A 26374-nucleotide genomic window follows, 5' to 3' on the forward strand; every position below is an offset into this window, starting at 1 on the left:
CGCCGGGTTCAGGTGTGAACATTGAGTGTTTGAAAACGAAAATAAAACAATCGTGTTCGAACATCAAGAGTCGCCGCACCTGCAGCGCGGTTAAGAGGGGCGCGAGGTTCGGGATGCAGGATGCGAGATGCGGGCCGCGCCGAGAGGGCGGCCAGGAGTGGCGGGGCTGTCAGGCCAGGTGGAGGGTAACGTCGTGCTGGGTCAACAGCCGCTGGATGCTCTCGGGGGGCTCGCGATCGGTGAAGAGGGCATCCAGCTGAGCCAGATTGCCCTGGCGCACCACGGGGTTGCGCTGGAACTTGGAGTGGTCCGCGGCCAGGAAGACCTGCCGGGAGTTGTGGATAATGGCCTGTGCGACCCTGACTTCCTGATAGTCGAACTCGAGCAGTGAGCCATCTTCATCGATCCCGCTGATGCCGATGATGCCGAAGTCCACCTTGAACTGATTGATGAAATCGATGGTGGCCTCACCGATGATGCCGCCATCCCGTGAGCGGATCTGGCCGCCGGCGATGATGACATTGAAGTCCTCCTTGTGCTGGAGGATAGCGGCGACATTGAGGTTGTTGGTGATGATCTCGAGCCCGCGGTGGTCCAGCAGGGCCTCGGCGATGACCTCGTTGCTGGTGCCGATATTGATGAACAGGGAGGCGTGGTCGGGAATCTGGTGCGCCAGGAGTGCCGCGATGCGCTGCTTGGCCTCGAGGTTGAGCGTCTTGCGAGTCGCGTAGGCGGTGTTGACGGTGCTCGATTCCATGCCGGCACCACCATGCACGCGGCGCAGATGTCCTTCGGCGGACAGCTGATTGAGATCACGGCGTATGGTCTGGGGCGTGACCGCAAAGTGCTCGGTGAGCTGCTCGATACTGGCGTATCCCTGGCGGGCGACGAGTTCGAGAATGCTGGCCTGGCGTTGTTGTTGATTCATGGCGACTCCTTGATGCCGGTCATTCTACGATATCGTCATCTTCAATGCAGTGAAGGCTGATATGCGCCGAAGGTCTTAGGTGTCCAGGCGTGATGTCAATTGAGCGCAGGCCGCCACTGGAGTAGGCTTTGTGATCAGAAACGAACATTTTCGTTGGAAAGCGAAATTGCCGAGTGTATCCAGAGCCGGGCGCTAGTGCGGTTTGCGATTGTCGGCCAAACTCCACAACAATCAGGGTGCTTGCATGGCTTCTTATCTGCTCGCCATTGACCAGGGCACGACCAGTTCCCGCGCCATTGTCTTCAATCGGGAAGGCAATGTGGTATTGACCGCCCAGCGGGAATTCGAGCAATGGTTTCCCCGGGATGGGTGGGTCGAGCACGACCCCGAGGCAATCTGGGAGACGGTCGTCGCCACCTGTCGGGAGGCCATCGAACGGCTCGAGGGTGGTGTCGAGCTGATTGATGGTATCGGCATCACCAATCAGCGGGAAACCACCCTGGTCTGGGACCGGAAGACCGGCAAGCCGCTGTATAACGCCATTGTCTGGCAGGACCGGCGTACCGCCGATGCCTGCGAGCGGCTGCGCGAAGCCGGCCATGCCGAGGATCTGCAGGCACGCACCGGCCTTTTGATCGATCCCTATTTCTCGGCCAGCAAGCTGGCCTGGATATTGGACAATGTGCCGGGCGCGCGTGAGCGAGCGGAGCGCGGCGAACTGGCCTTCGGCACGGTGGATACCTTCCTGATATGGCGGCTTACCGGCGGCAAGGTGCATGCCACCGATGCCACCAATGCCTCGCGCACCGCGCTGTTCAATATCCACGAGCAGTGCTGGGATGCCACTCTGCTGGAACGCTTCGACATTCCCGAGAGCCTGCTGCCGGAGGTCAAGGACTCCAGCGATGACTTCGGCCGGGTCGATGCCGAATGGCTGGGAGCCGAACTGCCGATCGCCGGTGTCGCCGGCGATCAGCAGGCCGCCCTGGTCGGCCAGGCCTGCTTTACCCCGGGGATGGGCAAGAGCACTTATGGCACCGGCTGTTTCATGATCGTCAACATGGGGCAGGAAGCCGGCATTTCGCGCAATCGTTTGCTGACCACGGTGGGCTATCGCCTGAATGGCGTCCCGACCTACGCCATGGAGGGCAGCATCTTCGTGGCGGGGGCAACCGTGCAATGGCTGCGCGACGGCCTGCAGCTGTTCGCCGATGCGGCCGAGACCGAAGCGCTGGCCAGCAAGACCCGGCGTGGTCACAGTGTCTATCTGGTGCCTGCTTTCACCGGTCTGGGCGCCCCGCACTGGGACCCCAAGGCGCGCGGCGCCATCCTGGGCCTGACCCGTGATACCGGGATCGCCGAGATCGTTGCCGCCGGCCTGCAGGCGGTCTGCTACCAGACCCGCGACCTGCAGGTCTGCATGAATGATGACATGAGCGCCGGTTCCAACACCCTCAGGGTGGATGGCGGCATGGTCGGCAACAACTGGGTCATGCAGTTCCTTGCCGACATGCTGGGGGTGCAGGTGGACCGGCCCACTGTGCTGGAGACAACGGCGTTGGGCGCCGCCTATCTGGCCGGACTGCGCTTGGACTGGTACCGCAACCTGGACGAGATCGCCGGGCTGTGGCGCTGCGAGCGCAGCTTCCATCCCGCCATGGAGGAAGAAGAGCGCAGTCGTCTTTACGCCGGCTGGCTGGAGGCGGTGGATCGGGTGCGCACCTCGCCCGGGGAGCATGACTCAAGTCACTGATCTTCGGGATCTTGATCAAGGTGTTGGGGGGTTGCATTTGCGTGCCGGATAGGTAGAATACGCATCCGTTGTCGAGGCGATCCCGGCTCGATAGGCAGGACCATAGCTCAGTTGGTTAGAGCGCCACGTTGACATCGTGGAGGTCGGCGGTTCAAATCCGCCTGGTCCTACCAAGCCTCATCCGGTAGTTCGACAGCACGCATCAGGACCATAGCTCAGTTGGTTAGAGCGCCACGTTGACATCGTGGAGGTCGGCGGTTCAAATCCGCCTGGTCCTACCAGATATCGAAAAGCCCCGGGACCTCGCGTCTCGGGGCTTTTTGCATTCCGGTTGTCAGCCGAGCGGGGCAGGGCTCAGGCGTTGAACGTCGTGCTGGCCACGAAGATCTCGACCAAGGCCTCGATGCCGGCCTGGTCTTCCTCGGCAAAGCGGCCCGGCACCGGGCTGTCCAGGTCGAGCACGCCCCACAGTCGGCCGTCGACGACCACCGGAACCACCAGCTCGGCCTGAGAGGCGCTGTCGCAGGCAATGTGATCGGCAATGGCATGCACGTCGTCGACGCGTTGTGTCTTGTGTGTACGGGCCGCGGCGCCACACACGCCCTTGTCGAAGGGAATCGGATGACATGCCGGTTTGCCCTGGAAGGGCCCCAGGTGCAGTACGCCGGGCTCGCGTTGCAGATAGAAGCCCACCCAATTGAGGTCCGGCACTTCCTGCATCAGCATGGCGCAGGTCTGGGCACTGTTGGTCAGCCAGTCGGTGGTATCCAGCAGGGCGTCGAGTTGTCGGCCCAGCAGGGTGTAATGGGTCATGATGTTGCGCTTCCTTGAACGCTCGAGGCCGGCACCATGGCTGGCCTCGAAGGGTGGGTCAAGCAGGGTTCCCGAGCGGCTTCAGGCCAGGCCCGGGGACCGCTTCACTTCCAGCCGGGCACCGCCTGGGCACCGAACAGCTCTTCGGCCTTGGCTTCCACTGCTTCGCTCTGATAAGCGTCGACCAGCTGCTGAATGCTCTCCTTGTCTTCATCGCCGGCACGCACGGCAATGATGTTGACGTAGGGAGACTCCGGACCTTCCTTGATCAGGGCATCATCCAGTGTCAGGCCGGCCGGCTGGGCGAAGGTGTTGTTGATGAAGGCCATGTCGACGTCAGGCAGCACGCGCGGCAGTTGGGCGGCCTCGATTTCGCGGAACTCGAAGTCGTGCGGGTTCTCGACGATGTTGAGCGGCGTGGCTTCGAGGTTGCTCGGGTCGTCCAGCGTGATCAGGCCTTCGTTGTGCATCAGGATCAGCGAGCGGCCCTCGTTGGACGGGTCGTTGGGCAGGGCGATGGTGGCCCCGTCCGGCAGTGCCTCGATGCTGCCGTACTGCTCGGAGTAGGCACCGATCGGGTAGACGAAGGTGCGCCCGGCAATGGCGAAGTCATAGCCGCGGTCCTCGACCATGGACTGCATGTAGGGCTCGTGCTGGTAGGCGTTGGCATCCAGGCTGCCGTCGGCCAGGGCGGCATTGGGCGTGACATAGTCGGTGAACTCGATGATCTCGATGTTCAGGTCGTGCTGGCTCTCGGCGAGGTCCGCGGCGACCTGCATCACCTCGGTTTCGGGGCCGGCGACGGTGCCCACCTTGAGGCTCTGCTCGTCGGCATGGGCCTGGCCGAAGGCCAGAACGGAAGCGGCGAGGCCGCCGATCAGGATATGGCGCATGTCGGTCTCTCCTTTGCGGAAATGGTGAGGTTGCTCACTACTATATTGGAATAACCGTAAAAAGTGTAATGCTTTTTGGTTATTAAGCGATGGTCCGGCTCACTTGTGATCGCTCTTGCGTACCAGGTAGTCACCCAGGCTCTGGAAGCCTTGCACCATCACCACCAGGATCGCCACGGTGATCAGCATGATGGTCGGGTTGAAGCGGTTGTAGCCATAGCGGATGCCCAGATCGCCCAGGCCGCCGCCGCCGACGGCACCGGCCATGGCCGAGTAGCTGACCAGGGTGACGATGGTCACCGTCAGCGCGGTGAAGATGCCGCCACGCGCTTCCGGCAGCAGCACCTTGGTGATGATCTGCCAGGGGGTGGCGCCCATCGACTGGGCGGCTTCGACCAGGCCGGGGGATATCTCGTTCAAGGCGCCTTCCACCAGGCGTGCGATGAAGGGGATGGCTGCAATCGTCAGGGGCACGACGGCGGCATTGGTGCCGATGGAGGAGCCGACCAGCACGCGGGTAAAGGGGATGATGGCCACCATCAGAATGATGAAGGGCACCGAGCGGCCGATATTGGTGATCACACCCAGCACGCCATTGAGCATCGGCTGGGCGAGTATCTGGCGCGGTCGCGTGACATACAGCATGACGCCCAACGGGATGCCGAGGATCGCGGCGATCAGGCCGGAGACGGCGACCATGTAGAGCGTGGCCAGGGTTGCCTCGAGGATCAGGTTAAGCATCGCGCTGGACATGGCCGAGTACCTCCACTTGCAGGTCGTGGTCTTGCAGATAGGCGAGGGCACGCCGGGTATCCTCGGCGTCGCCCATGAGTTCGGCGATCATCAGCCCCAGGGTACGGTCCTGGATCGACTCCACCTTGGCCTGCAGGATGCTGACATCCACCCCGCATTCGCGGGCCAGTCGCGAGACCAGCGGGGTGGAAACGGCGTCCCCGGAAAAGGCCAGGCGCACGACCGGGTGGCTGTGAGCGCCGGGTTGATCCTCGAGGCGCTCGACGAGTGCATCCGGCGGCTCGAGCTCCAGGAAGTCGTTGAGGAAGTCGCGGCCGAGCTGTGTCGTTGGCGCCGTGAAGAAGTCGCCGACGTCGGCGGCTTCGACCAGCTCGCCGTCGGAGATCAGGCTGACCCGATGGCAGATCGACTTGACGACTTCCATCTCGTGGGTGATCAGCAGGATGGTCAGGCCGAGCTTGCGATTGATGTCGCGCAGCAGCTCCAGGATGGCGCCAGTGGTATGGGGGTCCAGCGCCGAGGTCGCCTCGTCGCACAGCAGCACGCGGGGGCGGCTGGCCAGGGCGCGGGCGATGGCGACGCGCTGCTTCTGGCCGCCGGAGAGCTGAGCGGGATACTGGTCGGCCTTGTCGTCCAGGCCGACCAGCTCGAGCAGGGGCGTGACGCGGTCGCGGATATCGCGTCGTGACATGCCCATCAGTTCCAGGGGCAGGGCCACATTGTCGAAGACATGGCGCGACGTCAGCAGGTTGAAGTGCTGGAAGATCATGCCGATGCGATGGCGGGCCTGGTTGAGGGCTTCCCGGGACAGACCGGTGAGCTCCTGGCCGTCGACGCTCACGCTGCCGGTCGTGGGTCGCTCGAGCAGATTGACGCAGCGGATGAGAGTCGATTTGCCGGCGCCGGAAAGCCCGATCACGCCGTGAATCTGGCCCTCCGGAACATGCAGGTCGACCGGCTTCAGGGCTTCGACGCCCGTGGCGTTGCGGCGTTTGCTCGTGGGGTAGTACGTCTTGGAAACGTTCTGCAGTCGAATCATCACAGCCACCGAAGGTGGCGCCGCAGGTGACGGAGCGGGCGGGCAGGAAGGGGAGCCGAAAAAAAGGCCACCCTGACGGGTGGCCATCAACGCTGGACACACCCTTTTAGCTGCATTTCACGCCACGACAGCCAGGCCGTCGTGGCGTCGGCGCCCGCAATCCGGGTACAAATCGGCGCCTATGAAATGTAGCGCGCAATCCTAGGTGTCATACGAGCGTATGTCAAACGTGTGGCGGCCGTGTGCCACTCAGACGCCTGAACGAAAGGCTTATGGCTAGTGAAATATGCTGCATGGATGCGTTATTCAGCAATATTTATGGCACTGGTGCATGACGGGTCGCGGCGACATGGACGCCACCGGGAGGCGTTGCCTAAACTGTCTGCCTTCATCGGGCGCGGCCTGTCGGGCCGCGTCTTTACTGTGCCATGCCAAGCGATGGCAGCAGCTCAATCAACGGGGATTCATCATGTTCACGGGCATCGTTCAGGGAACCGCCGAGGTGGTGGCCATCGAGGCAGCACAGGATTTCCGCACGCATGTGTTATGGCTGCCGGCGCCCTTGCGCGAGGGGCTCGAGCTCGGCGCGTCGGTATCGCATAACGGTGCCTGCCTGACGGTCACCGCGATCGAGGGCGAGCGGGTCAGTTTCGACCTGATGCGCGAGACGCTGCAGCGGACCAATCTGGGAAGCCTGTGCGTCGGGGGCCGGGTCAATGTCGAGCGGGCCGCCCGCTTCGGCGACGAGATCGGCGGTCACGCCATGTCGGGGCATATCATGGGCATGGCGGAAGTCCAGTCGATCGAGGAGGCCCCCAACAATCGCCGTATCTGGTTCGTGCCGCCGCCGGAACTGGTTCGCTTCCTGTTCGACAAGGGCTACATCGGCCTCGATGGCACCAGCCTGACCATCGGCGAGGTGCGCACGGCCCGCGACGGTCAGCCGGCCAGCTTCTGTGTCGACCTGATTCCCGAAACACTGGCGCGCACGGTGATCGGCGAGCGTCTGCCGGGGGATCGGGTCAATCTGGAGATCGACCCGCAGACCCAGGCCATCGTCGAGACCGTCGAACGCGTGCTGCAAGGTCGGGAGCAGTGAGGGACGGCGCCGCGTCTCGCAAGACCCGGTGCCATCCGCTATCATGAGCGGTTTTCTTGCCCCGGACTCGAGGACGCGCTGGTCAGGCCGGCGTGAAGGACACGACGCATGCTGAAACATTGGATCGACAACCATTTCAAGCTGGCCGAGCACGGCACCACCGTCAGGACGGAGGTGATCGCGGGTATCACCACCTTCCTGACCATGGCCTACATCATTTTCGTCAACCCGAGCATTCTCTCGGAATCCGGGATGGACTATGGGGCCGTCTTTGTTGCCACCTGTGTGGCGTCGGCGCTCGGCTGCCTGATCATGGGGCTGTGGGCCAATTACCCGGTCGCCCTGGCACCCGGCATGGGCCTCAACGCCTTCTTTACCTATGGCGTGGTCATGGGCATGGGCTATACCTGGGAGGCGGCGCTGGGCGCGGTCTTTCTGTCCGGCCTGACCTTTTTCCTGCTGAGCATATTCCGCATTCGCGAGTGGATCATCAACTCGATCCCCACGTCGCTGCGCCTGGGCATCGCCGCGGGTATCGGCCTGTTCCTGGCCATGATCGCGCTCAAGAATGCCGGCATCGTGGTGGCCAACGACGCCACCTATGTGGCGCTGGGGGATCTCACCGAACCCGCCGCCCTCTATGCACTGCTGGGCTTTTTCGTGATCACGGCCCTGGCCTATCGGCGCGTCACCGGCGCCGTGATGATCGGCATTCTCGGCGTGACTGTGTTGGCCATGCTGCTGGGGCACAATGAATTCGGCGGTGTGATGTCCATGCCGCCCTCCGTCGCGCCGACCTTCATGGCCATGGACCTGGCCGGTGCGCTGGACGTGGCGATGCTCAGTGTGGTGTTCGCCTTTCTGTTCGTCGATCTGTTCGATACCTCGGGTACCCTGATCGGTGTGGCCCATCGTGGTGGACTGCTCGACGAGCAGGGCAAGCTGCCGCGCATCGGCAAGGCCATGATGGCCGACAGCTCCGCCTCGATGGCCGGCGCCGCCCTGGGCACCTCGACCACCACCAGTTATATCGAGTCGACCGCGGGCATCGTCTCCGGCGGGCGTACCGGTCTGACGGCCGTGGTGGTGGCCGTGCTGTTCCTGGTCAGCCTGTTCTTCGCGCCGCTGGCCGGCTCCATTCCGGCCTATGCCACGGCCGGCGCATTGCTTTATGTGGCCGTGCTGATGGCGGGCAGTCTGGCCCATGCCGACTGGGACGATGCCACGGAGGCCGCTCCTGTACTGATTGCCGCGCTCGCCATGCCGCTGACCTTCTCGATCGCCGAAGGCATCGCGCTGGGCTTTATCAGCTATGCCGCCATCAAGGCCCTGGCGGGCCGCTTCAAGGACCTGAATCCGGCCGTGATCATTCTGGCGCTGGTCTTTGCCGCCAAGGTACTCTTCCTCGACTGACACTTACCTACAGAGATTCGTGATGAGCATTTACGGCGACTATATCAAGTCTGTGATCCGCACCGTTCCTGACTGGCCGCAGGAAGGGGTCAATTTTCGTGATATCACGCCACTGCTGCAGAACAGTGCGGCGTTTCGCAAGCTGATCGACAGCTTCGTGCATCGCTACCAGGAGATGGAGCTCGATGCCATTGCCGCCATTGATGCCCGTGGCTTCATCGTCGGGGCTCCCCTGGCCTATGAACTGGGCTGCAGCTTCGTGCCGGTGCGCAAGAAGGGCAAGCTGCCATTCCAGACCATCAGCGAGACCTATACCCTGGAATATGGCGAGGCCGAGGTCGAACTGCATGCCGATGCCTTCCGCAAGGGTGATCGCATCCTGCTGGTCGACGACCTGATTGCCACGGGCGGTACCATGCTGGCCGCCGCCAAGCTGATTACGCGCAGTGGTGGCCTGGTGGTCGAGACCTCGACCATCGTCGATCTACCCGACCTGGGCGGCGCGCAGCTCATTCGCGATGCCGGCTACAGTGTCTTCGCGGTGTGCTCGTTCACCGAGGACGAGTGAGTCGTCCGTCGTTGATCGACATGCCAGGATTGCGCCATCAGCTTGGACGGTGAGGCATGAGCAAGGTACTTCCCGACACTTGGCATCAATACCTGGGTGACGAATTCCAGGCCCCCTACATGCAGGCACTGCGCGACTTTCTCGCCGCCGAAAAGGCGGCGCACAAGGTCATCTATCCGCATTCGTCGCACTGGTTCAGGGCCTTCGAGCTGACCCCGCTGGATGAGGTGCGGGTGGTCGTGCTGGGGCAGGATCCCTATCACGGCCCTGATCAGGCGCATGGCCTGTGCTTCTCGGTGCGCCCCGGCATCCAGATTCCGCCGTCGCTGCAAAACGTCTACAAGGAATTGCAGCAGGACCTGGGCTGCGAGCCGGTCGATCACGGCTTTCTCGAAAGCTGGGCACGCCAGGGAGTCTTGCTGCTCAATACCTCGCTGACGGTCGAGCAGGGCAATGCCGGCTCGCACCGCGGCAAGGGCTGGGAGACCTTCACCGACCGCGCCATTGCCACGGTCAACGCGCATGCCGGGCCGACGGTCTTTCTGCTGTGGGGTGGCCACGCACGCAAGAAGAAGGCACTGATCGACACGCATCGCCATCTGGTTCTGGAGTCCCCGCACCCGTCGCCGCTATCGGCCTATCGTGGCTTCTTTGGCTGCCGACATTTCTCGCGAGCCAATGCCTTCCTGGCCGAGCAGGGTCGCAACCCCGTGGACTGGCAGCTCCCCGCCCAACCGTGAGATGTCCCGTCTGCCACGGTGTGGCGGGCCAGCTTAACCTCGCGGCGTGATACGGGTAGAATGCCCATCAATTTGTGCCACCGACCCAACCGCCGCCAAGAGGTTCTCGCTCATGAGTGTCCATGCCATTCAACACCCGCTCGTTCAACACAAACTGGGACTGATGCGTCAGGCGGGCATCAGTACCAAGAGCTTTCGCGAGCTGGCCGGCGAGGTTGCCAAGCTGCTGACCTATGAAGCCACCCAGGACCTCGAACTGGAACTGCAGGATATTCCGGGCTGGAGTGGCGAGCCGATCACCGTCAACCAGCTCAAGGGCAAGAAGGTGACCATCGTGCCCATCCTGCGTGCCGGCCTCGGCATGCTGGAAGGCGTGACCGACCTGATTCCCAGTGCGCGCGTGAGTGTCGTGGGGCTTTATCGCGATGAAGACACCCTCCAGCCGGTGCCGTACTTCTCCAAGTTCGTCGGCGATCTCGACGAACGCATGGCCATCGTCATCGATCCCATGCTGGCCACCGGCGGTTCCATGGTGGCCACCCTGGACATGCTGCGCGAACGCGGCTGCAAGCACATCAAGGTCATCGTGCTGGTCGCGGCCCCCGAGGGCATCGAGCGCGTGCAGCGCGACTACCCGGACCTCGAGATCTATACTGCCTCGGTGGATGAAAAGCTCGACGACAACGGCTATATCGTGCCTGGGCTGGGTGATGCCGGCGACAAGATCTTCGGTACCCGCTGAGTCGTCCGACCCCGTCCATGGCGGGGGACGCCTGTGACGGTCTGACGCCAAACTTTAAGGGGTCGCCAAGGGGCGGCCCCTTTTAATGTTCGAAATCGAAAAATATCGAACCTGGTTCCTGCACAGCCATCCGGGTGGCGGTTTTCATCGACCACCTAGACAAAAGTTATAGAGCTTCATTAATCTCCGTTTATTCAGAGTGTTATGCGTGAATTTCGGGCGCTGCCGGGCAGCGTCGAGCGGTTTTCGCGAAATAACATTTGTGTCTGAATTCGAATCTCGGCTAACTTGGTGCGACACGCCTGCTTAGCGTGGTCTCAACAACAATGATCAGCCGAGATCCGTATGTCATTGACCCTCGAAAACATGGACCGGGTGGTCGGCGGTGAAACCCATATCGCCGACATGAACCTGACGCTGGAACCCGGCTCCTTCAATGTGTTGCTGGGCCGGACGCTCTCCGGCAAGACCAGCCTGATGCGCCTGATGGCCGGGCTCGATACACCGACCCGAGGCCGGGTCCTGATGAACGGCGAGGATGTGACGGGACGTTCGGTGCGCCATCGCAACGTCTCCATGGTCTACCAGCAGTTCATCAACTATCCCGGCCTGAGCGTCTACGACAACATCGCCTCGCCGTTGAAACTGGCCAGGGTTCCGCGCGCCGAGATCGATCGGCGGGTACGCCAGGTCGCCGAGATGCTGCACATGGAGCACCTGCTTGAGCGTCTCCCCCTGGAGCTTTCCGGCGGTCAGCAGCAGCGCACCGCCATGGGTCGGGCGCTGGTCAAGGACGCCGATGTGGTGCTGTTCGACGAACCGCTGGTCAACCTCGACTACAAGCTTCGCGAGGAGTTTCGCGAGGAATTGCGAGCGGTGTTCAGCGAGCGCAACTGCATCGCCGTCTATGCCACCACCGAGCCCGGCGAAGCCCTGGCGCTGGGGGGCAATACCGCCGTGTTGCATGAAGGCCGGCTGGTCCAGTACGGCGCTACCGAGGATGTCTATCACCGTCCGGGCAACATTGCGGCGGCGGAGATGTTCTCCGAACCTCCGATCAATATTGTCACCGGCAGCGTGTCCGGCACCGAGATCCGCTTCGATGAGAGCCTGCACTTTCCGGCGGGGGAAGCGCTGGGCAAGCTGTCGCCGGGTGACTACCGCTTCGGTATCCGTGCCTCGCATATCACTCTCAAGCCGCGTGCCAGCGATGATGTCGAGCTCCGGATGAGTGTCGATATCGCCGAAATCAGTGGCTCGGAAACCTTCCTTCATGTGCACAACGACCACTTCCACATGACGGTTCACCTGGATGGGGTGCACGAATTTGCCGTGGATGAGCCGGTCACGCTGTATTTTCCGGCGCACAAGGTCTATGCCTTCGATCGTGACGGGGCCGTGGTCCACATACCGGCGCATCTGGGAGGTATCTGACATGGCCGAGATCACACTGAAGTCCCTGGCGCACACCTATTCGGCCGCTCCCCGGTCCGACGCGGACTATGCCATCCGCGAGATGAACCACGTCTGGCAACAGGGCGGGGCCTACGCATTGCTCGGCCCGTCGGGCTGCGGTAAATCGACGCTGCTCAACATCATCTCCGGCCTGCTGGAGCCCTCGAGCGGGGAGGTGTTGTTCGATGGCGAGGTGGTCAATGCGTTGCCACCGGAGGAGCGCAACATCGCCCAGGTTTTCCAGTTCCCGGTCATCTACGACACCATGACGGTCTACGATAACCTGGCGTTTCCCCTGCGCAACGTGAAGACACCGGAAGCCCGCGTCCATGAACGCGTCATGGAAGTGGCCGATGTCCTGGAGCTGACCGCGCAACTCAAGCGCAAGGCCAAGAACCTCACCGCGGACGAGAAGCAGAAGGTCTCCATGGGGCGCGGTCTGGTGCGCGATGACGTCTCGGCGATTCTCTTCGATGAGCCGCTGACCGTGATCGACCCGCAGCTCAAGTGGAAGCTGCGCCGCAAGCTCAAGGAGATCCACCAGCGCTTCGCCATCACCATGGTCTACGTCACGCATGACCAGCTCGAAGCCTCCACCTTCGCCGACAAGATCGCGGTCATGTACGAGGGCCAGGTCGTGCAGTTCGGCACGCCGCGCGAGCTGTTCGAGACCCCCAACCATACGTTCGTCGGCTACTTCATTGGCAGCCCCGGCATGAATTTCCTGGATGTCGAAGCCCGTGATGGCAGTGTCTGGGCCGGTGATACCCGTCTGGAAGTCGGCCGGGGCGTGCACGCCACCATTCTCAGGGCCGACTCGTCCAATGTCCGGCTGGGTATTCGACCGGATTTCATCGAGGTCCATGACGAGCCGCTGGAAGGGGGCATGCAGGCGCGCGTCGAGCATGCCCAGGACCTGGGGACCTATTCCATCGTCTACCTGTCGCTGGGTGGCGTCTCGCTCAAGGCGCGCATCGAAGAGGACCAGCAGACGCCGGTCGAGACGGCCTGGTTGCGCTTCCCGGACGAGCGCCTCGGCGTCTATGTCGATGAATACCGCGTGGAGATCGACCATGAATAAAGTCTACAACAATCGGGCCTGGTGGCTGATCCTGCCCATGCTGCTGCTGGTGGCCTTCTCGGCCATCATTCCCTTGATGACGGTCGTCAACTATTCGGTGCAGGACGTCTTCGACGCCCATACCCGCTTCTTCACGGGTACCGAATGGTTCAAGGAGATGCTCAATGATCCAGCCCTCCAGGCGGCCGTTCTGCGACAGTTCGCCTTTTCGCTGACGGTGCTGGCCATCGAGGTGCCCCTGGGCATCGGCATTGCCCTGCTCATGCCGAAGAAGGGCTGGCAGGCCTCCGCCGTGCTGATTCTGGTCACCATGCCGTTGCTGATTCCGTGGAATGTGGTGGGCAGCATCTGGCAGATCTTCACGCGTGGCGATATCGGCCTGATGGGCTGGAGCCTGCGCGAGCTGGGCTATGGCTACAACATCACGGCCAGTCCGGTGGATGCCTGGGCCACCATCATTCTGATGGATGTCTGGCACTGGACGCCGCTGATCGCGCTGCTCTGCTACAGCGGCCTGCGTTCGATTCCGGATGCCTATTATCAGGCGGCACGCATCGATCGCGCCTCGAAATGGTCGGTGTTTCGCTACATTCAGTTGCCCAAGCTGACCAATGTGCTGGTGATCGGGGTACTGCTGCGCTTCATGCACTCCTTCATGATCTATGCCGAGCCCTTCGTGCTCACCGGGGGCGGGCCGGGCAGTTCGACGACATTCCTCAGTCAGTCGCTGACCACCATGGCGATCGGCCAGCAGGACCTGGGGCCATCCGCTGCCTTTTCGCTGATCTATTTCCTGATCATTCTGCTGGTCACCTGGGTGTTCTACACCGCGATCATGAATATGCAGAAAGACAACAACAAGGAGGCATGAGATGACGGATTCATCATCGCCGAGCACTCCCGAGGCCGTCCGCGAACACGCGGCGGCTGCCGACAAGCGCCGGCGTCGCAAGGCACGGCCGGCTTCCCGGCAGTGGCGTCGTCGCGGCCTGATGGCGGCCTACATCGTCTTCGTGCTGTTGCCGATCTACTGGCTGCTCAACATGTCCTTTCAGTCGAACACCGAGATTCTCGGCGGGCTGACCTTGTGGCCGAACGACTTTACCGTCGAGCACTATGCCAAGATCCTGACCGAATCCAGCTGGTATATGGGCTACGTCAACTCGATCACCTATGTGCTGATGAACATGCTGATCAGCATTGTGGTCGCGTTGCCGGCCGCCTATGCCTTCAGTCGCTACCAGTTCATCGGTGACAAGCACCTGTTCTTCTGGTTGCTGACCAATCTGATGGCACCGCCGGCCGTCTTCCTGCTGCCATATTTCCAGCTGTATTACACCGTGGGGCTGTTCGACACACACGTGGCCGTCGCCCTGGCGCATTGCCTGTTCAACATTCCGCTGGCGGTGTGGATTCTCGAAGGTTTCATGAGCGGGGTGCCCAAGGAAATCGACGAAACGGCGTTCATCGACGGCTACAGCTTCCCGCGTTTCTTCGTCAAGATCTTCATTCCCATGATCAGTTCGGGGATCGGCGTCACGCTGTTCTTCCTGTTCATGTTCTCGTGGGTCGAGCTGCTGCTGGCCAGCACCCTGACCTCCACCGATGCTCAGCCGATCGCCTCGGTGATGACGCAGACCAAGGGCGCCTCGGGTATCGACTGGGGGGCACTGGCCGCGGCCGGGACCCTGACGATACTCCCCGGCATCGTGGTGGTGTATTTCGTGCGCAACCACATCGCCAAGGGCTTTGCCCTGGGCCGCACCTGAGGAGGATTCGACATGGAATGGATGGTCTGGACCACGCCCACCACCGTCTTCTTTGCTCTCATCGCGGCCCTGCTGGCCTGCATGACGACCTGGGAAGTCGTGTCACCGACCGTCGAGCGCAAGGGCTTTCTGCCCATTGCGACCACCCGTGGTGATCGCTTCTTTATCAGCCTGCTTTCGGCGGCCTATATCCACCTGATCGTGGTCGGATTCACGCCACTCAGCATCTGGCTGGCTCTGGGGGCATCGGTAGTCTGGTGTCTGATACTGATGCGCTGGGGCTGACAGAAACGCATGGAGCCCAATGTCCAGGACGGACCACAACCACTCAAGAGGTCAACATGAAACACACAACAATGCGACTCTCTGTACTGGCGGCCAGTGTCATGCTGGCCAGCGGTGCGCTGCACGCCGATGACCACGATGCTCGCGCCATTGCCGAGCGCCTGGTCGATGAACACTTCCAGGACTCGACACTGACCCGCGAGGAACAGATCGAGGAACTGATGTGGTTCGCCGAAGCGGCCGAGCCCTTCCGTGGCATGGAGATCAATACCGTGGCGGAGGGTCTGACGACGCACATCTATGAGCGGGATGTGCTGGCCGAGGCCTTCACTGAACTGACCGGCATCGAGCTGACCCACAACATCATCGGCGAGGGTGATGTGGTCAACAACATGCAGACCCAGATGCAGTCGGGGCGCAACATCTATGATGGCTACGTCAATGATACCGACGCCATCGGCACGCACATTCGCTATGGCACCACCGTCAATCTGTCCGAAGCCATGGAGAATGAGTGGGCCGACTATACCCTGCCGAGCCTGGACCTGGATGACTTCATCGGCCTGCAATACGGCACGGCACCGGATGGCAACGTCTATCAGCTGCCGACCCAGCAGTTCGCCAACCTCTACTGGTTCCGCTATGACTGGTTCCAGCGCGAAGACTTCCAGGAGCAGTTCCGCGAGATCTATGGCTACGACCTGGGCGTGCCCACCAACTGGACGGCCTACCAGGATATCGCCGAGTTCTTCACCGAGCATGTCGGCGAGATCGATGGCGAGACCGTCTATGGTCACATGGACTACGGGCGTCGCGACCCGTCCCTGGGCTGGCGCTTCCATGATTCCTGGCTGTCCATGGCCGGCATGGGCAGCCCGGGTGTGCCGTTCGGCAATCCGGTGGATGACTGGGGCATCCGCGTCAACGAGCAGAGCCAGCCGGTGGGGGCCAGCGTCTCCCGTGGTGGCGCGACCAACTCGCCGGCCTCGGTCTTCGCGGTGACCAAGATGGTCGACTGGCTCGAGAAGTATGCACCGCCCGAGGCCAGCGGCATGACCTTCGGCGAGGCCGGCCCGGTGCCTGCCCAAGGCAATGTGGCCCAGCAGATGTTCTGGTACACCGCCTTCACCGCCGACATGACGGCCCCGGACCTGCCGGTCACCGATGACGAGGGCAATCCCAAGTGGCGCATGGCACCGTCGCCCACCGGTCCCTACTGGGAAGAGGGCATGAAGGTCGGCTATCAGGACGTGGGGGCCTGGACCTTCTTCGATTCGACGCCCGAGGATCGCCGCACGGCGGCCTGGTTGTTCGCCCAGTTCACGGTTTCCAAGACAGTGTCGCTGGAGAAGCTGATGGAAGGGCTGACACCGATTCGCGAATCCGATGTGTTCTCCGAGCAGATGACCGAGATGGCACCCAAGCTGGGTGGCCTGGTGGAGTTCTATCGCAGCCCCAACGAGTCCAACTGGACGCCGTCGTCCACCAACGTGCCGGACTATCCGCGCATGGCACCGCTGTGGTGGCAGAACCTGGCACCCGCGGTCAGTGGCGATATCACGCCGCAGGAGGCGCTGGACAACCTGGCCGGGGACCTCGACAGCATCATGCAGCGCCTGTCGCGTGCCAAGGTCTTCGATACCTATGCGCCGGTTCTCAACGAAGAGCGGGACCCGCAGCACTGGCTCGATCAGCCGGGCGCTCCCAAGCAGAAGCTGGATAACGAGATGCCCGAAGGCAAGACCGTGCCCTATGACAAGCTGATGGAGGCGTGGATGGCTGCCGGCGAACGTGAATGACCTCAGGCGCCGGTCGTGAGGCCGGCGTGGTCACGCCCGGGCCCAGGCTCGGGCGACTGGACAAGGTTTCACCGGTTGCCTGAACGGGACAAGGCCCCGCTGGGAGCAAACCGAGCGGGGCCTTCTTTCTGAACAAGGGCCAAACATGCAACTTAGAGAAAGCAATATTCGTCAACTGACCGAGCAGACCTTCGATACCCTGGTCATCGGGGCGGGCATCAATGGCGCCTCGGCAGCGGCGGCGCTCAGTGGCAAGGGCAGCAGTGTCGCGCTGATCGACCGTGGAGACTTCGCCGGCAGTACCAGTATGCATTCCTCCAATCTGGTCTGGGGCGGTATCAAGTACATGGAAAGCGGCGACTTCAAGCTGGTGCGCAAGCTGTGCAAGAGTCGCAACCATCTGATCCGCAGCTATCCCTCGACGGTGCAGGAAATCCGCTTTCTGACCACCATCGACAAGGGGTTCCGGCATCATCCGTTATACCCCTGGGCGGGAACCTGGCTCTACTGGTTGATGGGAAGCGCCTTCACCCGGATGCCGCACTTTCTGCGACCTGCGGCCATCAAGGCGCGCGAGTCGATCATCGATACCTCGAATGCGCAGGGGGGCTTCGAATACTCCGATGCCTATCTGCATGACAATGATGCACGCTTTGTCTTCAGCTTCGTCCGCAATGCGCTGGATTTCGGTGCCATGGTGGCCAATTACGTCGAATCCCTGGGCTCGCGCCGCGAAGGCGATGTCTGGGTGACGCAGGTGAGGGATGGCATAGACGGCCGGACCTTCGAGATTCGCTCGCGGGTGCTGATCAATGCCGCCGGCCCCTGGGTCGATCAGCACAACCGGCTCACGCAACAGCCGACCGACCACCATCATGTGTTCTCCAAGGGCATACACCTGATCGTGCCGCGCCTGACTCCCAACAAGCGGGTGCTGGCCTTCTTTGCCGATGACGGCCGCCTGTTCTTCGTGATTCCCATGGGCCGGCGCACCTGCATCGGCACCACCGACACCCGGGTCGACAGCCCTGACGTATCGGTGACCGAGGACGATATCCGCTTCGTGCTCGACAACATCAACAAGCGCCTCGAACTCGACAGCCCCTTGACCAGCGAAGACATCATCTCGACGCGCTGTGGTGTCAGGCCGCTGGCCGTGAAACCCAGCGGTGGCAATGATCGCGATTTTCTCAACCTGTCGCGCAAGCATGCCATCGATATCGATCGGAACAGCTGCCACCTCAGCATCTTCGGCGGCAAGTTGACGGACTGCCTGAATGTCGGCGAGGAGGTCGTGGCGGAAGTGCGTCAACTGGGCATCGACATGCCGCACCCCGAGCATCGCTGGTATGGCGAGCCGGATGAGGCGGTCCGCGAGGATTTCATGCACCAGGCGAGCCGCATGGGGCTGGACAGCATGACGCACCCGGATGCGTCGGAACCGCTCAGCACCCGGCTATGGCGACGCTATGGCCGTCAGGCTCTGGAACTGCTCGAGGACATTCGCCTCGATCCCGCACAGGCGCAGGTCCTGATCGAAGGCACCGAGTATCTGCGCTGCGAGCTGAAGCTGGCGAGGCGCAGTGAAATGGTGACCAAGCTGGATGACTTCCTGCGGCGTCGCTCGAAGGTGTCGCTGGTCGTCTCCGAGGCGACATTGCATGCCTCGCCCGGTCTCATGGAAGCATGCCGCATCCTGTTCGACGATCAGGCCGAGCAGCGTCTGGCCGAATACTGGCAGTCACGGCAGGCACTGCCCCGGGGAGAAGCCGCGGAAGAGGCGGGCTGAGCCGGCGCCGGGTCGCCATGGTCAGGGTGCGGGCGAGTGGGCTCGGGCGCGCAGGGTTACCGGGCGGGGTCGGGTTGCTAGAATGGCCAGGCTCGAGCCATTCATCCCGCCCTGCAGGAGCCTTGCCTGATGACTGACGATACGCCAGCCGCGGCGACGCCGACGGATTCCCCCATGCGCACTCTACTGGTCGGTGCGCAGATGCTCTTCGTGGCCTTCGGTGCCCTGGTACTGGTGCCGCTGCTGACCGGCCTCGATCCCAATGTGGCGCTGTTCACCGCCGGCGTCGGTACTCTGGTCTTCCATGCCGTGACCGGTGCCAGCGTACCGGTCTTCCTGGCGTCCTCCTTCGCCTTCATTGCCCCCATTCAAAGCTCGGTGCAGAGTTTCGGCATTCCGGCCACGCTCGGCGGGATCCTGGCCGCCGGTCTGGTCTATGTGTTGATCTCGCAGCTCGTGCGACTCAAGGGCACGGTCTGGCTGCATCGACTGTTGCCGCCGGTGGTGGTCGGCCCGGTGATCATGGTGATCGGCCTGGCGCTGGCGCCGGTGGCGGTGGACATGGCCACCGGTGGCACCAGCGATGATATCGGCTATGGCCAGGCCATCACGCTGTCCATGGCCAGTCTGCTGGTGACCATGGTGCTGGCCGTCTTCGGCCGCGGGCTGATCCGCCTGGTGCCCATCATGGGCGGCATCGTGACCGGTTACGGCCTGTCCATGATCATGGGCGTGGTGGACTTCGCCCCGGTCCGGGATGCCGCCTGGCTGGCGCTGCCGAGCTTCACGGCCCCCAGCTTTCACTGGGCGGCCATTCTCTTCATGATTCCCGTGGCCATTGCCCCGGCGGTCGAGCACATCGGCGACATGGTGGCCATCGGCTCGGTAACGCGCCGGCACTATCTCGACAAGCCCGGGCTGCACCGCACGCTGCTCGGCGACGGCCTGGCGACCTGCTCGGCCGCGCTGTTCGGCGGGCCGCCCAATACCACCTACTCCGAGGTGACCGGGGCCGTGACCCTGACCCGTGCCTTCAACCCGCGCATCATGCTGGTGACCGCCGTCATCGCCATCGTGCTGTCCTTCCTCGGCAAGCTGGGGGCCCTGTTGCAGACCATTCCGGCCCCGGTCATGGGTGGCATCATGACATTGCTGTTCGGCTCGATTGCCGTGGTCGGCATGAACACCTTGGTACGCGCGGGCAGTGCGCTCACGGCCTCACGCAATCTGGTGGTGGTGTCCTTGATCCTGGTCTTCGGCATCGGCGGCATGCAGTTCGGGGAAGGCCAGTTCACGCTGCAGGGCGTCAGCCTGGCGGCCCTGGTCGGCATCCTGCTCAATGCCGTACTGCCCCGGGAGGCGGAGGACTGAACCGGGCAATGCAGCATGGCGCCCGGCAGTGTGCTCAGGCATCATGAGAGGCATCAATGATGAACGTCGATGACAAGCGTCAGGAGGCGTGGTGATTCCGCGTGATGAGCTGACGGGGCTGATACTGGCCGGGGGTCGCGGGCAGCGCATGGGGGGCTGCGACAAGGGGCTGGTTGCCTTTCGCGGCAGGCCGCTTGCCGGGCACGCAGCCGAGGTGCTGCGTGAGCATGTCGGCGAGCTGCTGATCGTGGCCAATCGCCATCAGCAGGCCTATGCCAGCCTGGCCGATCGCGTCATCGGGGATGTCGAGACCGACTATCAGGGGCCCTTGATGGGGCTCTACAGTGGCTTGCGGGCGGCACGTGGTCGCTGGCTGGTCGTCGTGCCCTGCGATGTCCCGACCCTGCCGGCCAACCTGGTGGCGCGTCTCGCCGAGGCGGTTGGCGATGCCGATATCGGCGTGGCGCATGACGGCCACAGGAGTCACCCGGTCGTGGCCCTGTTGCGCGTGACGCTGGCCGCGGACCTGGCCCACTGCCTGGCGCAGGGCGAGCGCAAGCTCGATACCTGGCAGGCCCGTCATCGGCGCGTGCAGGTCGACTTCTCCGACTGCCCGGCGGCGTTCGTCAACCTCAACACCCAGGCCGAGCGTCTGCGCCTGGAACGCGCACTCGACGAGGAGCCGCCAACGTCATGACCGATGCCATACCCGCCAGCCTCGATCTGTCGGCGTCGCCGGCCTTGCTGGGCATTGCCGCCTGGAGCGGCACCGGCAAGACCACGCTGCTCGAGCAGCTGTTGCCCGCCCTGCGTCAGCGTGGCCTGAGGGTGGCGGTCATCAAGCATGCCCATCATGACTTCGATGTCGATAAACCCGGCAAGGACAGTCACCGCCTGCGTCAGGCCGGCGCCACTCCCATGCTGGTGGCGTCCCGGACGCGTATCGCGCTGATGATGGAAACGCCCGAGCGTGAAGAAGCGGACCTGGCAGAACTGATCGACATGGTCAGCCATCAGTCGCCGGATCTGATTCTCGTCGAGGGCTTCAAGGCCTGGCCGCTGCCGAAGCTCGAGCTCTACCGCAGTGAACTCGGCAAGCCGCCACTGGCGGCGCAGGATCCGTGGATCAAGGCGGTGGCCAGCCAGGGGGATATCACGCCGCCGGCCGATGTCGAGCACCTGGATCTCGATGATGTCGAGGCGCTGGTGAGCTGGGTCGCGCACTGGCCGGCACGCTGGCCGCAGGAAGGCCGACCGCGTGGATCATCGGGGGCCGTCACCTGATGCCATGCCGATGGCAGGCAGTCGCTCGCTGCCTGCCCGAGCCGGCCGATCAAAATCCATGCATGACTGTCACACGATAGAGGCAGAAACTCTCTGCTCCACTGGCTGATTGCATGACGTTTCCGACGACCTGAGACTAGGCATTAACACCATGACTCTGACTCATCTCAACGCCCAGGGCGAAGCGCGAATGGTCGATGTGGCCGACAAGCCGGAGAGCCGGCGTGAGGCGAGTGCCTCGGGTGCCATCTACATGCATCCGGCCACGCTCCAGCGGCTTGCCGACGGCAATCTGCCCAAGGGAGACGTGCTGGCCACGGCACGCATTGCGGCCATACAGGGCGCCAAGCGTACCCATGAACTGATCCCCTTGTGTCACGCCTTGCCACTGTCGAAGGTCGAGGTCGATTTTCGCGTCGATGAAGCCGCGGGATGTGTGCATGTGTTTGCCCATTGCCGCCTGAATGGTCGCACCGGTGTGGAAATGGAGGCCCTGACGGCGGTGTCGGTTGCCTGTCTGACGCTCTACGACATGTGCAAGGCGGTGGACAAGGACATGGTGATCGGCTCGATCCAGGTGGATGAGAAGAGCGGTGGAATGTCCGGTGACTATCAACGCGCGGCGTCCGCCGAAAGAACCCCGATCGTGACCGGGGAGGGCGCCAGTGGCGAGGTCTCCCTGGGCTCCCTGATCGGCGCGGATGAACCCTGTGTGAGGGTCAAGTGCCTGGCAGAGCTGCGCGAGCGGCTGGGGATCGGCGAAGTCAACGTGCCCTTCGAGCGCATGGAAAGTGCCGATGTCAGTGGCCTGAAGGCCGTGCTCAAATCCATGGATTCGCGTTTCGTCGGCCTCGAGGAAGGGCGTATCCTGTGTGCCGTGAACCAGGTCATGGCGGGTGATGCCACGCCACTGACCGCCGATGATGAAGTGGCGTTTTTCCCCCCGGTAACCGGAGGTTGAGTGAATGATCCGTGTCCAGTCACAGCCCTTTGATGCCGGTGAGGAGCAGCGACTGTTGCTGGCCGGGCGTCGCGACATCGGCGCCGTCGTGAGTTTCACCGGCCTGGTGAGAGACTTCAATGAGCGTCCGGATGTGCAGGCGCTGAGTCTCGAACATTATCCCGGCATGACGGAATCGGCGCTGTCCGGGATCGTGGCCGAAGCCGAGGCCCGCTGGTCCTTGCAGGGCGTGCGCCTGGTGCACCGGGTCGGTCATCTGCAGCCGGGCGATCCCATCGTGCTGGTGATGGTCGCCAGTGCGCATCGTCGCGCCGGCTTCGAGGCCTGTGACTTCATCATGGATTATTTGAAGACCCGGGCCCCTTTCTGGAAAAAGGAACACACCGCCAGTGGTGATTACTGGGTCGCGGAACGCCAGACTGATCTTCAGGATGCCCAGCGTTGGGAGGCTTCATCATGACCGACGAGTTGATCGACAATTTTGGACGCAAGGTGAGCTATGTGCGCCTGTCCGTCACCGATCGCTGTGACTTTCGCTGTGTCTACTGCATGAGCGAAGAGATGACCTTCCTGCCGCGCGATGAGGTCCTCAGCCTCGAAGAGCTGGGTCTGGTGGCGAAGGCCTTCACCGAGCTGGGGGTCGAGAAGATTCGTCTGACCGGTGGTGAGCCGTTGGTGAGACGGGATATCTCGCGCCTGGTCTCGGATATCGGGGCCCTGCCGGGCCTCAAGGATTTCTCCATGACCACCAATGGCGCCGGGTTGGGTCGACATGCCCAGGCCCTGCGTCAGGGCGGACTGGAACGCCTCAATATCAGCCTGGATACCCTGGATCCCGAGCGTTTCAAGCGCGTGACGCGTACCGGGGATCTCCAGAAGGTGCTGGATGGCATGCGTGCCGCGCGCGACGCCGGTTTTCGGCGCATCAAGCTCAATGCCGTGATCCTCAAGGGGCGCAATGACGATGAAGTGACCTCGCTGGTCGATTTCGCGCGTCGCGAGCAGGTCGATATCAGCTTTATCGAGGAAATGCCGCTGGGCGAGGTGTCCGATCACTCGCGTGCCGAGACCTATTGCTCGAGTGATGAGGTCAAGGCAATGATCGAGCAGCACCATGAACTGCTGCCCACCACGGAGACGACGCCGGGGCCATCCCGTTATTTCCGCATGCCGGACAGCGAAACAAGAATCGGCTTCATTTCTCCGCATAGCCACAATTTCTGCTCTTCCTGCAATCGCGTGCGTGTCACCGTCGAAGGGCGCCTGTTGCTGTGCCTGGGCAATGAACACTCCGTCGATCTGCGTGCCGTGTTGCGTCGTCACCCCGGCAATATCGAGGAACTCAAGAAGGCCATCATTGCCGCGATGCCGCTCAAGCCGGAACGCCATCACTTCACCACGGATGGGGATGTGCAGGTCGTGCGCTTCATGAACATGACCGGCGGTTGAGCTCTCGTCAGGCCTCTTGGCTCAATTGAGCTGTTTTACCCGGCACCTTTTCCCGCTCAAAGGTTCCCGCAATTCTCTCCAGGACGTCCGGGCACGCGGTACTTTTTCCGGGTGCTGGACAGGGATTTTTCCTTTCTTTTCTTGCTAAAATGCGATTCGTCAATATACTTTTGTTGAGGTTGCCCGAACAGCTCTCGGGAACGGCTGGGCAACCCGGTGCAGTTCAAACTTGATGGAATCGATCGAGCCTGCGTAGATCGGCAGAGTTTGCTTCAGTACTGACAAGTTTATACGTCCAATAATTCTTCACGGAGGGGGTAATGTCCACTCAGACCCTGGAACAGATCGCTCGAAACAAGAACGTGGCCCGGGCTGCCGCTCGTCAGTTGAGCATGGAACAGCTTCACAAGCTCGCCGAGGTGATCGGTGAAGTGATCGAGCAGAAGAACGACGAAGAAAAACGTCGTCAGGATGAAGAAGAGCAGAAGGCACGCAAACTGGCCGAAATTCGCGAGCAGATCAACGAAGCCGGCCTGTCGGTCGAGGATCTCGTGCCGGATCAGCCCAAGCGCAAACGCGGACGCCCGCCGAAGAATGCCGAGAAGTCGTGAGGGCGATTCAAGGGTTCGCCTGGATGACAGCGAGGCAGTGAGATGGCGACGTGCATCGGGAAGGATGCACGTCAGTCATTGCCTGCCACGGCCTGGTTTTCCATGGCAAATATCTGCAGATGAACCTCCGGTACACGCTGGAGGTGGTCCGCCAGCCAGGCCATGACATCCGGATAGAGCAGTTCCCGCAACTCGACCAGGGAGTCGCCCCCAGCGCTCTCCAGGCACTCGTCCAGCCGGTCCGCCAGCGCGGTTTCATCCAGCGGGCTGGCATGACTGTCATCCAGCATCAGACGTCCGATACGGCTCCAGCCCAGTTCCGTGGCCGCCACGGTGATGGCCACGAAAAGCTCGCCGTGTCGTGATGCCGTCTCTCCCCCGGCGCCTGCCACCGGCGCGTTGCGGTTCTGGTCGATGATGCGCGGCGTCAGGCGATGGTGCTGCTCGAGCACCAGGCCGTCATCATCCAGGCGCAGCATGTCGCCATTGCGCGGGATCAGCGGCGCGTCGATCCCCAGTTCCTGTGCCAGAGCCTGGTGGGCATGCTGATGTCGGGCTTCGCCGTGCACCGGCAGCAGACGCTCGGGGGCCACCCACTGATAGAAGGTGCGCAATTCCTCCTGATAGGGATGGCCGGAAGCATGCAGGGCCGGTTGGGCGTCATCATCCAGCAGGGTGATGCCCTTGATCCGCAGGGCATGCTTGAGACGTTCGATGATGCGCTCGTTGCCCGGAATCGCCCGCGCCGAAAAGATCACGCTGTCGCCCGGGGTCAGCTCGAAGTGTGGATGACGGCCCGCCGCCAGGCGTGACAGGGCGGCGCGGGGTTCGCCCTGGCTGCCGGTCGCGATCACCAGTACTTCCTCGGGTGGCAGATACCCCAGATCATGCACCGGCACCAGGGCGGGAAAGTCCTCCAGATAGCCGAGCCCCTGGGCAATGCGCACCATGCGTTCCATGGAACGTCCCATCAGGCTGACCCGGCGCCCACAGCGCTCGGCGGCCCGCCCAATGGCGAGGACGCGATCCAGGTTGCTGGCAAAGCAGCTGACCACCACCCGTCCGGGCAGGGGAGCAATGGCCTCGGCCAGCGCATCGGCGACCTCGCTCTCGCTGCGTGAATGCCCGGCGTCGGGGGCGCAGGTGGAGTCGCCCACCACCAGGTCCACCGGCGCGATGGCGCGGAAGGTGTCGGCATCCACGGGGGCGCCCAGCAGCGGAGCAGGGTCGAGCTTCCAGTCACCGGTGTGCAGGACCCGGCGATCGCCGGCCTGGATCAGCAGGGCGCAGCTTTCCGGAATCGAATGGGTTACCGGGAGGTAGCGCAAGGTAAAGAAGCCAACCTCGGTGGCTTCGCCGGGCTCGATGACCCGGATGGCATGGTTGCTCAGGCCATGTTCGGCAAACTTGCTGCGCAGCAGGCCGGCGGCCAGTGGGGTGGCATGAATGGGGCAGCCCCAGCGCGGCCAGAGCCAGGCCGCGGCTCCGATGTGATCCTCGTGACCATGGGTGATGATCAGTGCCTCGGGCGCGATGTTCAGCGTCTCGAGCAGGGCAGTATCGGGTATCTGCAGCGGGCCGCCGGGGAGATCCTGGCGAATCATCATGCCGCAATCCACGGCGATCCAGTGGTCGCGATGGCCGTAGAGCATGAAGTTCATCCCGATTTCGCCACACCCGCCGAGTGGAAGCAATTGCAAAGGGGAACGTCGGCGGGAGCGTATTTGCACGCGGGGCTTCAACATCGGGAAGGGCTGGGTCGAGAATGTGCCGCTCACT

Annotated in this window: 26 protein-coding genes and 2 tRNA genes; 22 read left to right on the top strand and 6 right to left on the bottom strand. The window is 62.7% G+C overall.

Going from position 1 to position 26374, the window contains the following annotated elements:
• Positions 1-169 precede the first annotated feature (169 nt).
• The gene (locus tag QWY79_RS00980) at positions 170-928 is read right to left on the bottom strand and encodes a DeoR/GlpR family transcriptional regulator (RefSeq protein ID WP_290268993.1); all 759 of its coding nucleotides are present in this window, start codon (positions 926-928) and stop codon (positions 170-172) included.
• 244 nt (positions 929-1172) lie between these two features.
• On the opposite strand from QWY79_RS00980, the gene glpK reads away from it, so the two are divergent.
• The 3 genes from glpK to QWY79_RS00995 all read left to right on the top strand — a co-directional run bounded on the left by glpK (position 1173) and on the right by QWY79_RS00995 (position 2962).
• Positions 1173-2681 (top strand): glycerol kinase GlpK, encoded by a 1509-nt coding sequence (glpK, locus tag QWY79_RS00985; protein WP_290268995.1) that lies wholly within the window; start codon positions 1173-1175, stop codon positions 2679-2681.
• Between the two features lie 96 nt (positions 2682-2777).
• Positions 2778-2854, top strand: a tRNA-Val gene (locus QWY79_RS00990).
• 31 nt (positions 2855-2885) lie between these two features.
• Positions 2886-2962, top strand: a tRNA-Val gene (locus QWY79_RS00995).
• 73 nt (positions 2963-3035) lie between these two features.
• Here the strand turns inward: QWY79_RS00995 and QWY79_RS01000 are convergent.
• The 4 genes from QWY79_RS01000 to QWY79_RS01015 all read right to left on the bottom strand — a co-directional run bounded on the left by QWY79_RS01000 (position 3036) and on the right by QWY79_RS01015 (position 6179).
• The gene (locus QWY79_RS01000) at positions 3036-3494 is read right to left on the bottom strand and encodes a GAF domain-containing protein (protein WP_290268996.1); all 459 of its coding nucleotides are present in this window, start codon (positions 3492-3494) and stop codon (positions 3036-3038) included.
• Between the two features lie 104 nt (positions 3495-3598).
• Positions 3599-4387 (bottom strand): MetQ/NlpA family ABC transporter substrate-binding protein, encoded by a 789-nt coding sequence (locus tag QWY79_RS01005; protein ID WP_290268998.1) that lies wholly within the window; start codon positions 4385-4387, stop codon positions 3599-3601.
• A 99-nt stretch (positions 4388-4486) separates the two neighbouring features.
• Positions 4487-5140: a methionine ABC transporter permease gene (locus QWY79_RS01010; protein WP_290269000.1), complete on the bottom strand. Its 654-nt coding sequence runs from the start codon at positions 5138-5140 to the stop codon at positions 4487-4489.
• Positions 5121-6179, bottom strand: coding sequence for a methionine ABC transporter ATP-binding protein (locus tag QWY79_RS01015; RefSeq protein ID WP_290269001.1), 1059 nt, complete (start codon positions 6177-6179; stop codon positions 5121-5123). Before QWY79_RS01015 ends, QWY79_RS01010 begins: the two co-directional genes overlap by 20 nt.
• Before the next feature lie 469 nt (positions 6180-6648).
• On the opposite strand from QWY79_RS01015, the gene QWY79_RS01020 reads away from it, so the two are divergent.
• The 19 genes from QWY79_RS01020 (at position 6649) to QWY79_RS01110 (ending at position 24595) form a co-directional block, all read left to right on the top strand.
• Positions 6649-7278: a riboflavin synthase subunit alpha gene (locus QWY79_RS01020; protein ID WP_290269003.1), complete on the top strand. Its 630-nt coding sequence runs from the start codon at positions 6649-6651 to the stop codon at positions 7276-7278.
• A 108-nt stretch (positions 7279-7386) separates the two neighbouring features.
• Positions 7387-8691 carry an NCS2 family permease gene (locus tag QWY79_RS01025; protein WP_290269004.1) on the top strand — a complete coding sequence of 435 codons (1305 nt, stop codon included), beginning with the start codon at positions 7387-7389 and terminating at the stop codon, positions 8689-8691.
• A 22-nt stretch (positions 8692-8713) separates the two neighbouring features.
• Positions 8714-9259, top strand: a complete 546-nt coding sequence (locus QWY79_RS01030; protein WP_141318213.1) for an adenine phosphoribosyltransferase — start codon at positions 8714-8716, stop codon at positions 9257-9259.
• 56 nt (positions 9260-9315) lie between these two features.
• On the top strand, positions 9316-9999 hold the full coding sequence (gene ung / locus QWY79_RS01035; RefSeq protein WP_290269009.1) for a uracil-DNA glycosylase: 684 nt from the start codon (positions 9316-9318) through the stop codon (positions 9997-9999).
• Positions 10000-10111: 112 nt separating this feature from the next.
• Complete coding sequence (gene upp, locus QWY79_RS01040; RefSeq protein WP_141318217.1) at positions 10112-10741, top strand: uracil phosphoribosyltransferase; 630 nt, start codon at positions 10112-10114, stop codon at positions 10739-10741.
• A gap of 345 nt (positions 10742-11086) precedes the next feature.
• Entirely contained in the window at positions 11087-12175 is a 1089-nt protein-coding gene (locus QWY79_RS01045; RefSeq protein ID WP_290269012.1) for an ABC transporter ATP-binding protein, read from the top strand.
• 1 nt (position 12176) lies between these two features.
• Positions 12177-13277, top strand: coding sequence for an ABC transporter ATP-binding protein (locus tag QWY79_RS01050; protein WP_290269014.1), 1101 nt, complete (start codon positions 12177-12179; stop codon positions 13275-13277).
• A complete protein-coding gene (locus QWY79_RS01055; RefSeq protein WP_290269016.1) occupies positions 13270-14148 on the top strand; it encodes a carbohydrate ABC transporter permease in 879 nt (292 codons plus the stop codon). Before QWY79_RS01050 ends, QWY79_RS01055 begins: the two co-directional genes overlap by 8 nt.
• Before the next feature lies 1 nt (position 14149).
• The gene (locus QWY79_RS01060; RefSeq protein WP_290269018.1) at positions 14150-15046 is read left to right on the top strand and encodes a carbohydrate ABC transporter permease; all 897 of its coding nucleotides are present in this window, start codon (positions 14150-14152) and stop codon (positions 15044-15046) included.
• Positions 15047-15058: 12 nt separating this feature from the next.
• On the top strand, positions 15059-15331 hold the full coding sequence (locus tag QWY79_RS01065) for a DUF2160 domain-containing protein (RefSeq protein ID WP_290269021.1): 273 nt from the start codon (positions 15059-15061) through the stop codon (positions 15329-15331).
• Between the two features lie 56 nt (positions 15332-15387).
• Entirely contained in the window at positions 15388-17130 is a 1743-nt protein-coding gene (locus QWY79_RS01070) for an ABC transporter substrate-binding protein (protein WP_290269023.1), read from the top strand.
• A gap of 145 nt (positions 17131-17275) precedes the next feature.
• Positions 17276-18919, top strand: a complete 1644-nt coding sequence (locus QWY79_RS01075) for a glycerol-3-phosphate dehydrogenase/oxidase (protein WP_290269025.1) — start codon at positions 17276-17278, stop codon at positions 18917-18919.
• A gap of 129 nt (positions 18920-19048) precedes the next feature.
• Positions 19049-20290: a uracil-xanthine permease family protein gene (locus QWY79_RS01080; protein WP_290269028.1), complete on the top strand. Its 1242-nt coding sequence runs from the start codon at positions 19049-19051 to the stop codon at positions 20288-20290.
• 91 nt (positions 20291-20381) lie between these two features.
• Entirely contained in the window at positions 20382-20987 is a 606-nt protein-coding gene (mobA, locus tag QWY79_RS01085) for a molybdenum cofactor guanylyltransferase MobA (protein WP_290269030.1), read from the top strand.
• On the top strand, positions 20984-21574 hold the full coding sequence (gene mobB, locus QWY79_RS01090) for a molybdopterin-guanine dinucleotide biosynthesis protein B (RefSeq protein ID WP_290269031.1): 591 nt from the start codon (positions 20984-20986) through the stop codon (positions 21572-21574). The genes mobA and mobB overlap by 4 nt, the downstream gene beginning before the upstream one ends.
• 151 nt (positions 21575-21725) lie before the next feature.
• Complete coding sequence (moaC, locus tag QWY79_RS01095; protein WP_290269034.1) at positions 21726-22535, top strand: cyclic pyranopterin monophosphate synthase MoaC; 810 nt, start codon at positions 21726-21728, stop codon at positions 22533-22535.
• A gap of 4 nt (positions 22536-22539) precedes the next feature.
• On the top strand, positions 22540-22995 hold the full coding sequence (gene moaE / locus QWY79_RS01100; RefSeq protein ID WP_290269036.1) for a molybdopterin synthase catalytic subunit MoaE: 456 nt from the start codon (positions 22540-22542) through the stop codon (positions 22993-22995).
• Positions 22992-23984, top strand: a complete 993-nt coding sequence (gene moaA / locus QWY79_RS01105) for a GTP 3',8-cyclase MoaA (RefSeq protein ID WP_141318239.1) — start codon at positions 22992-22994, stop codon at positions 23982-23984. The genes moaE and moaA overlap by 4 nt, the downstream gene beginning before the upstream one ends.
• A gap of 320 nt (positions 23985-24304) precedes the next feature.
• Entirely contained in the window at positions 24305-24595 is a 291-nt protein-coding gene (locus QWY79_RS01110) for an H-NS family histone-like protein (RefSeq protein WP_141318241.1), read from the top strand.
• Positions 24596-24666: 71 nt separating this feature from the next.
• Here the strand turns inward: QWY79_RS01110 and QWY79_RS01115 are convergent, their stop codons facing one another.
• On the bottom strand, positions 24667-26256 hold the full coding sequence (locus QWY79_RS01115; protein WP_290269042.1) for a ribonuclease J: 1590 nt from the start codon (positions 26254-26256) through the stop codon (positions 24667-24669).
• Positions 26257-26374 lie beyond the last annotated feature (118 nt).

Origin of the sequence: Halomonas sabkhae (genome assembly GCF_030409265.1) — a bacterium.
Classification (GTDB): Bacteria; Pseudomonadota; Gammaproteobacteria; order Pseudomonadales; family Halomonadaceae; genus Halomonas; species Halomonas halmophila.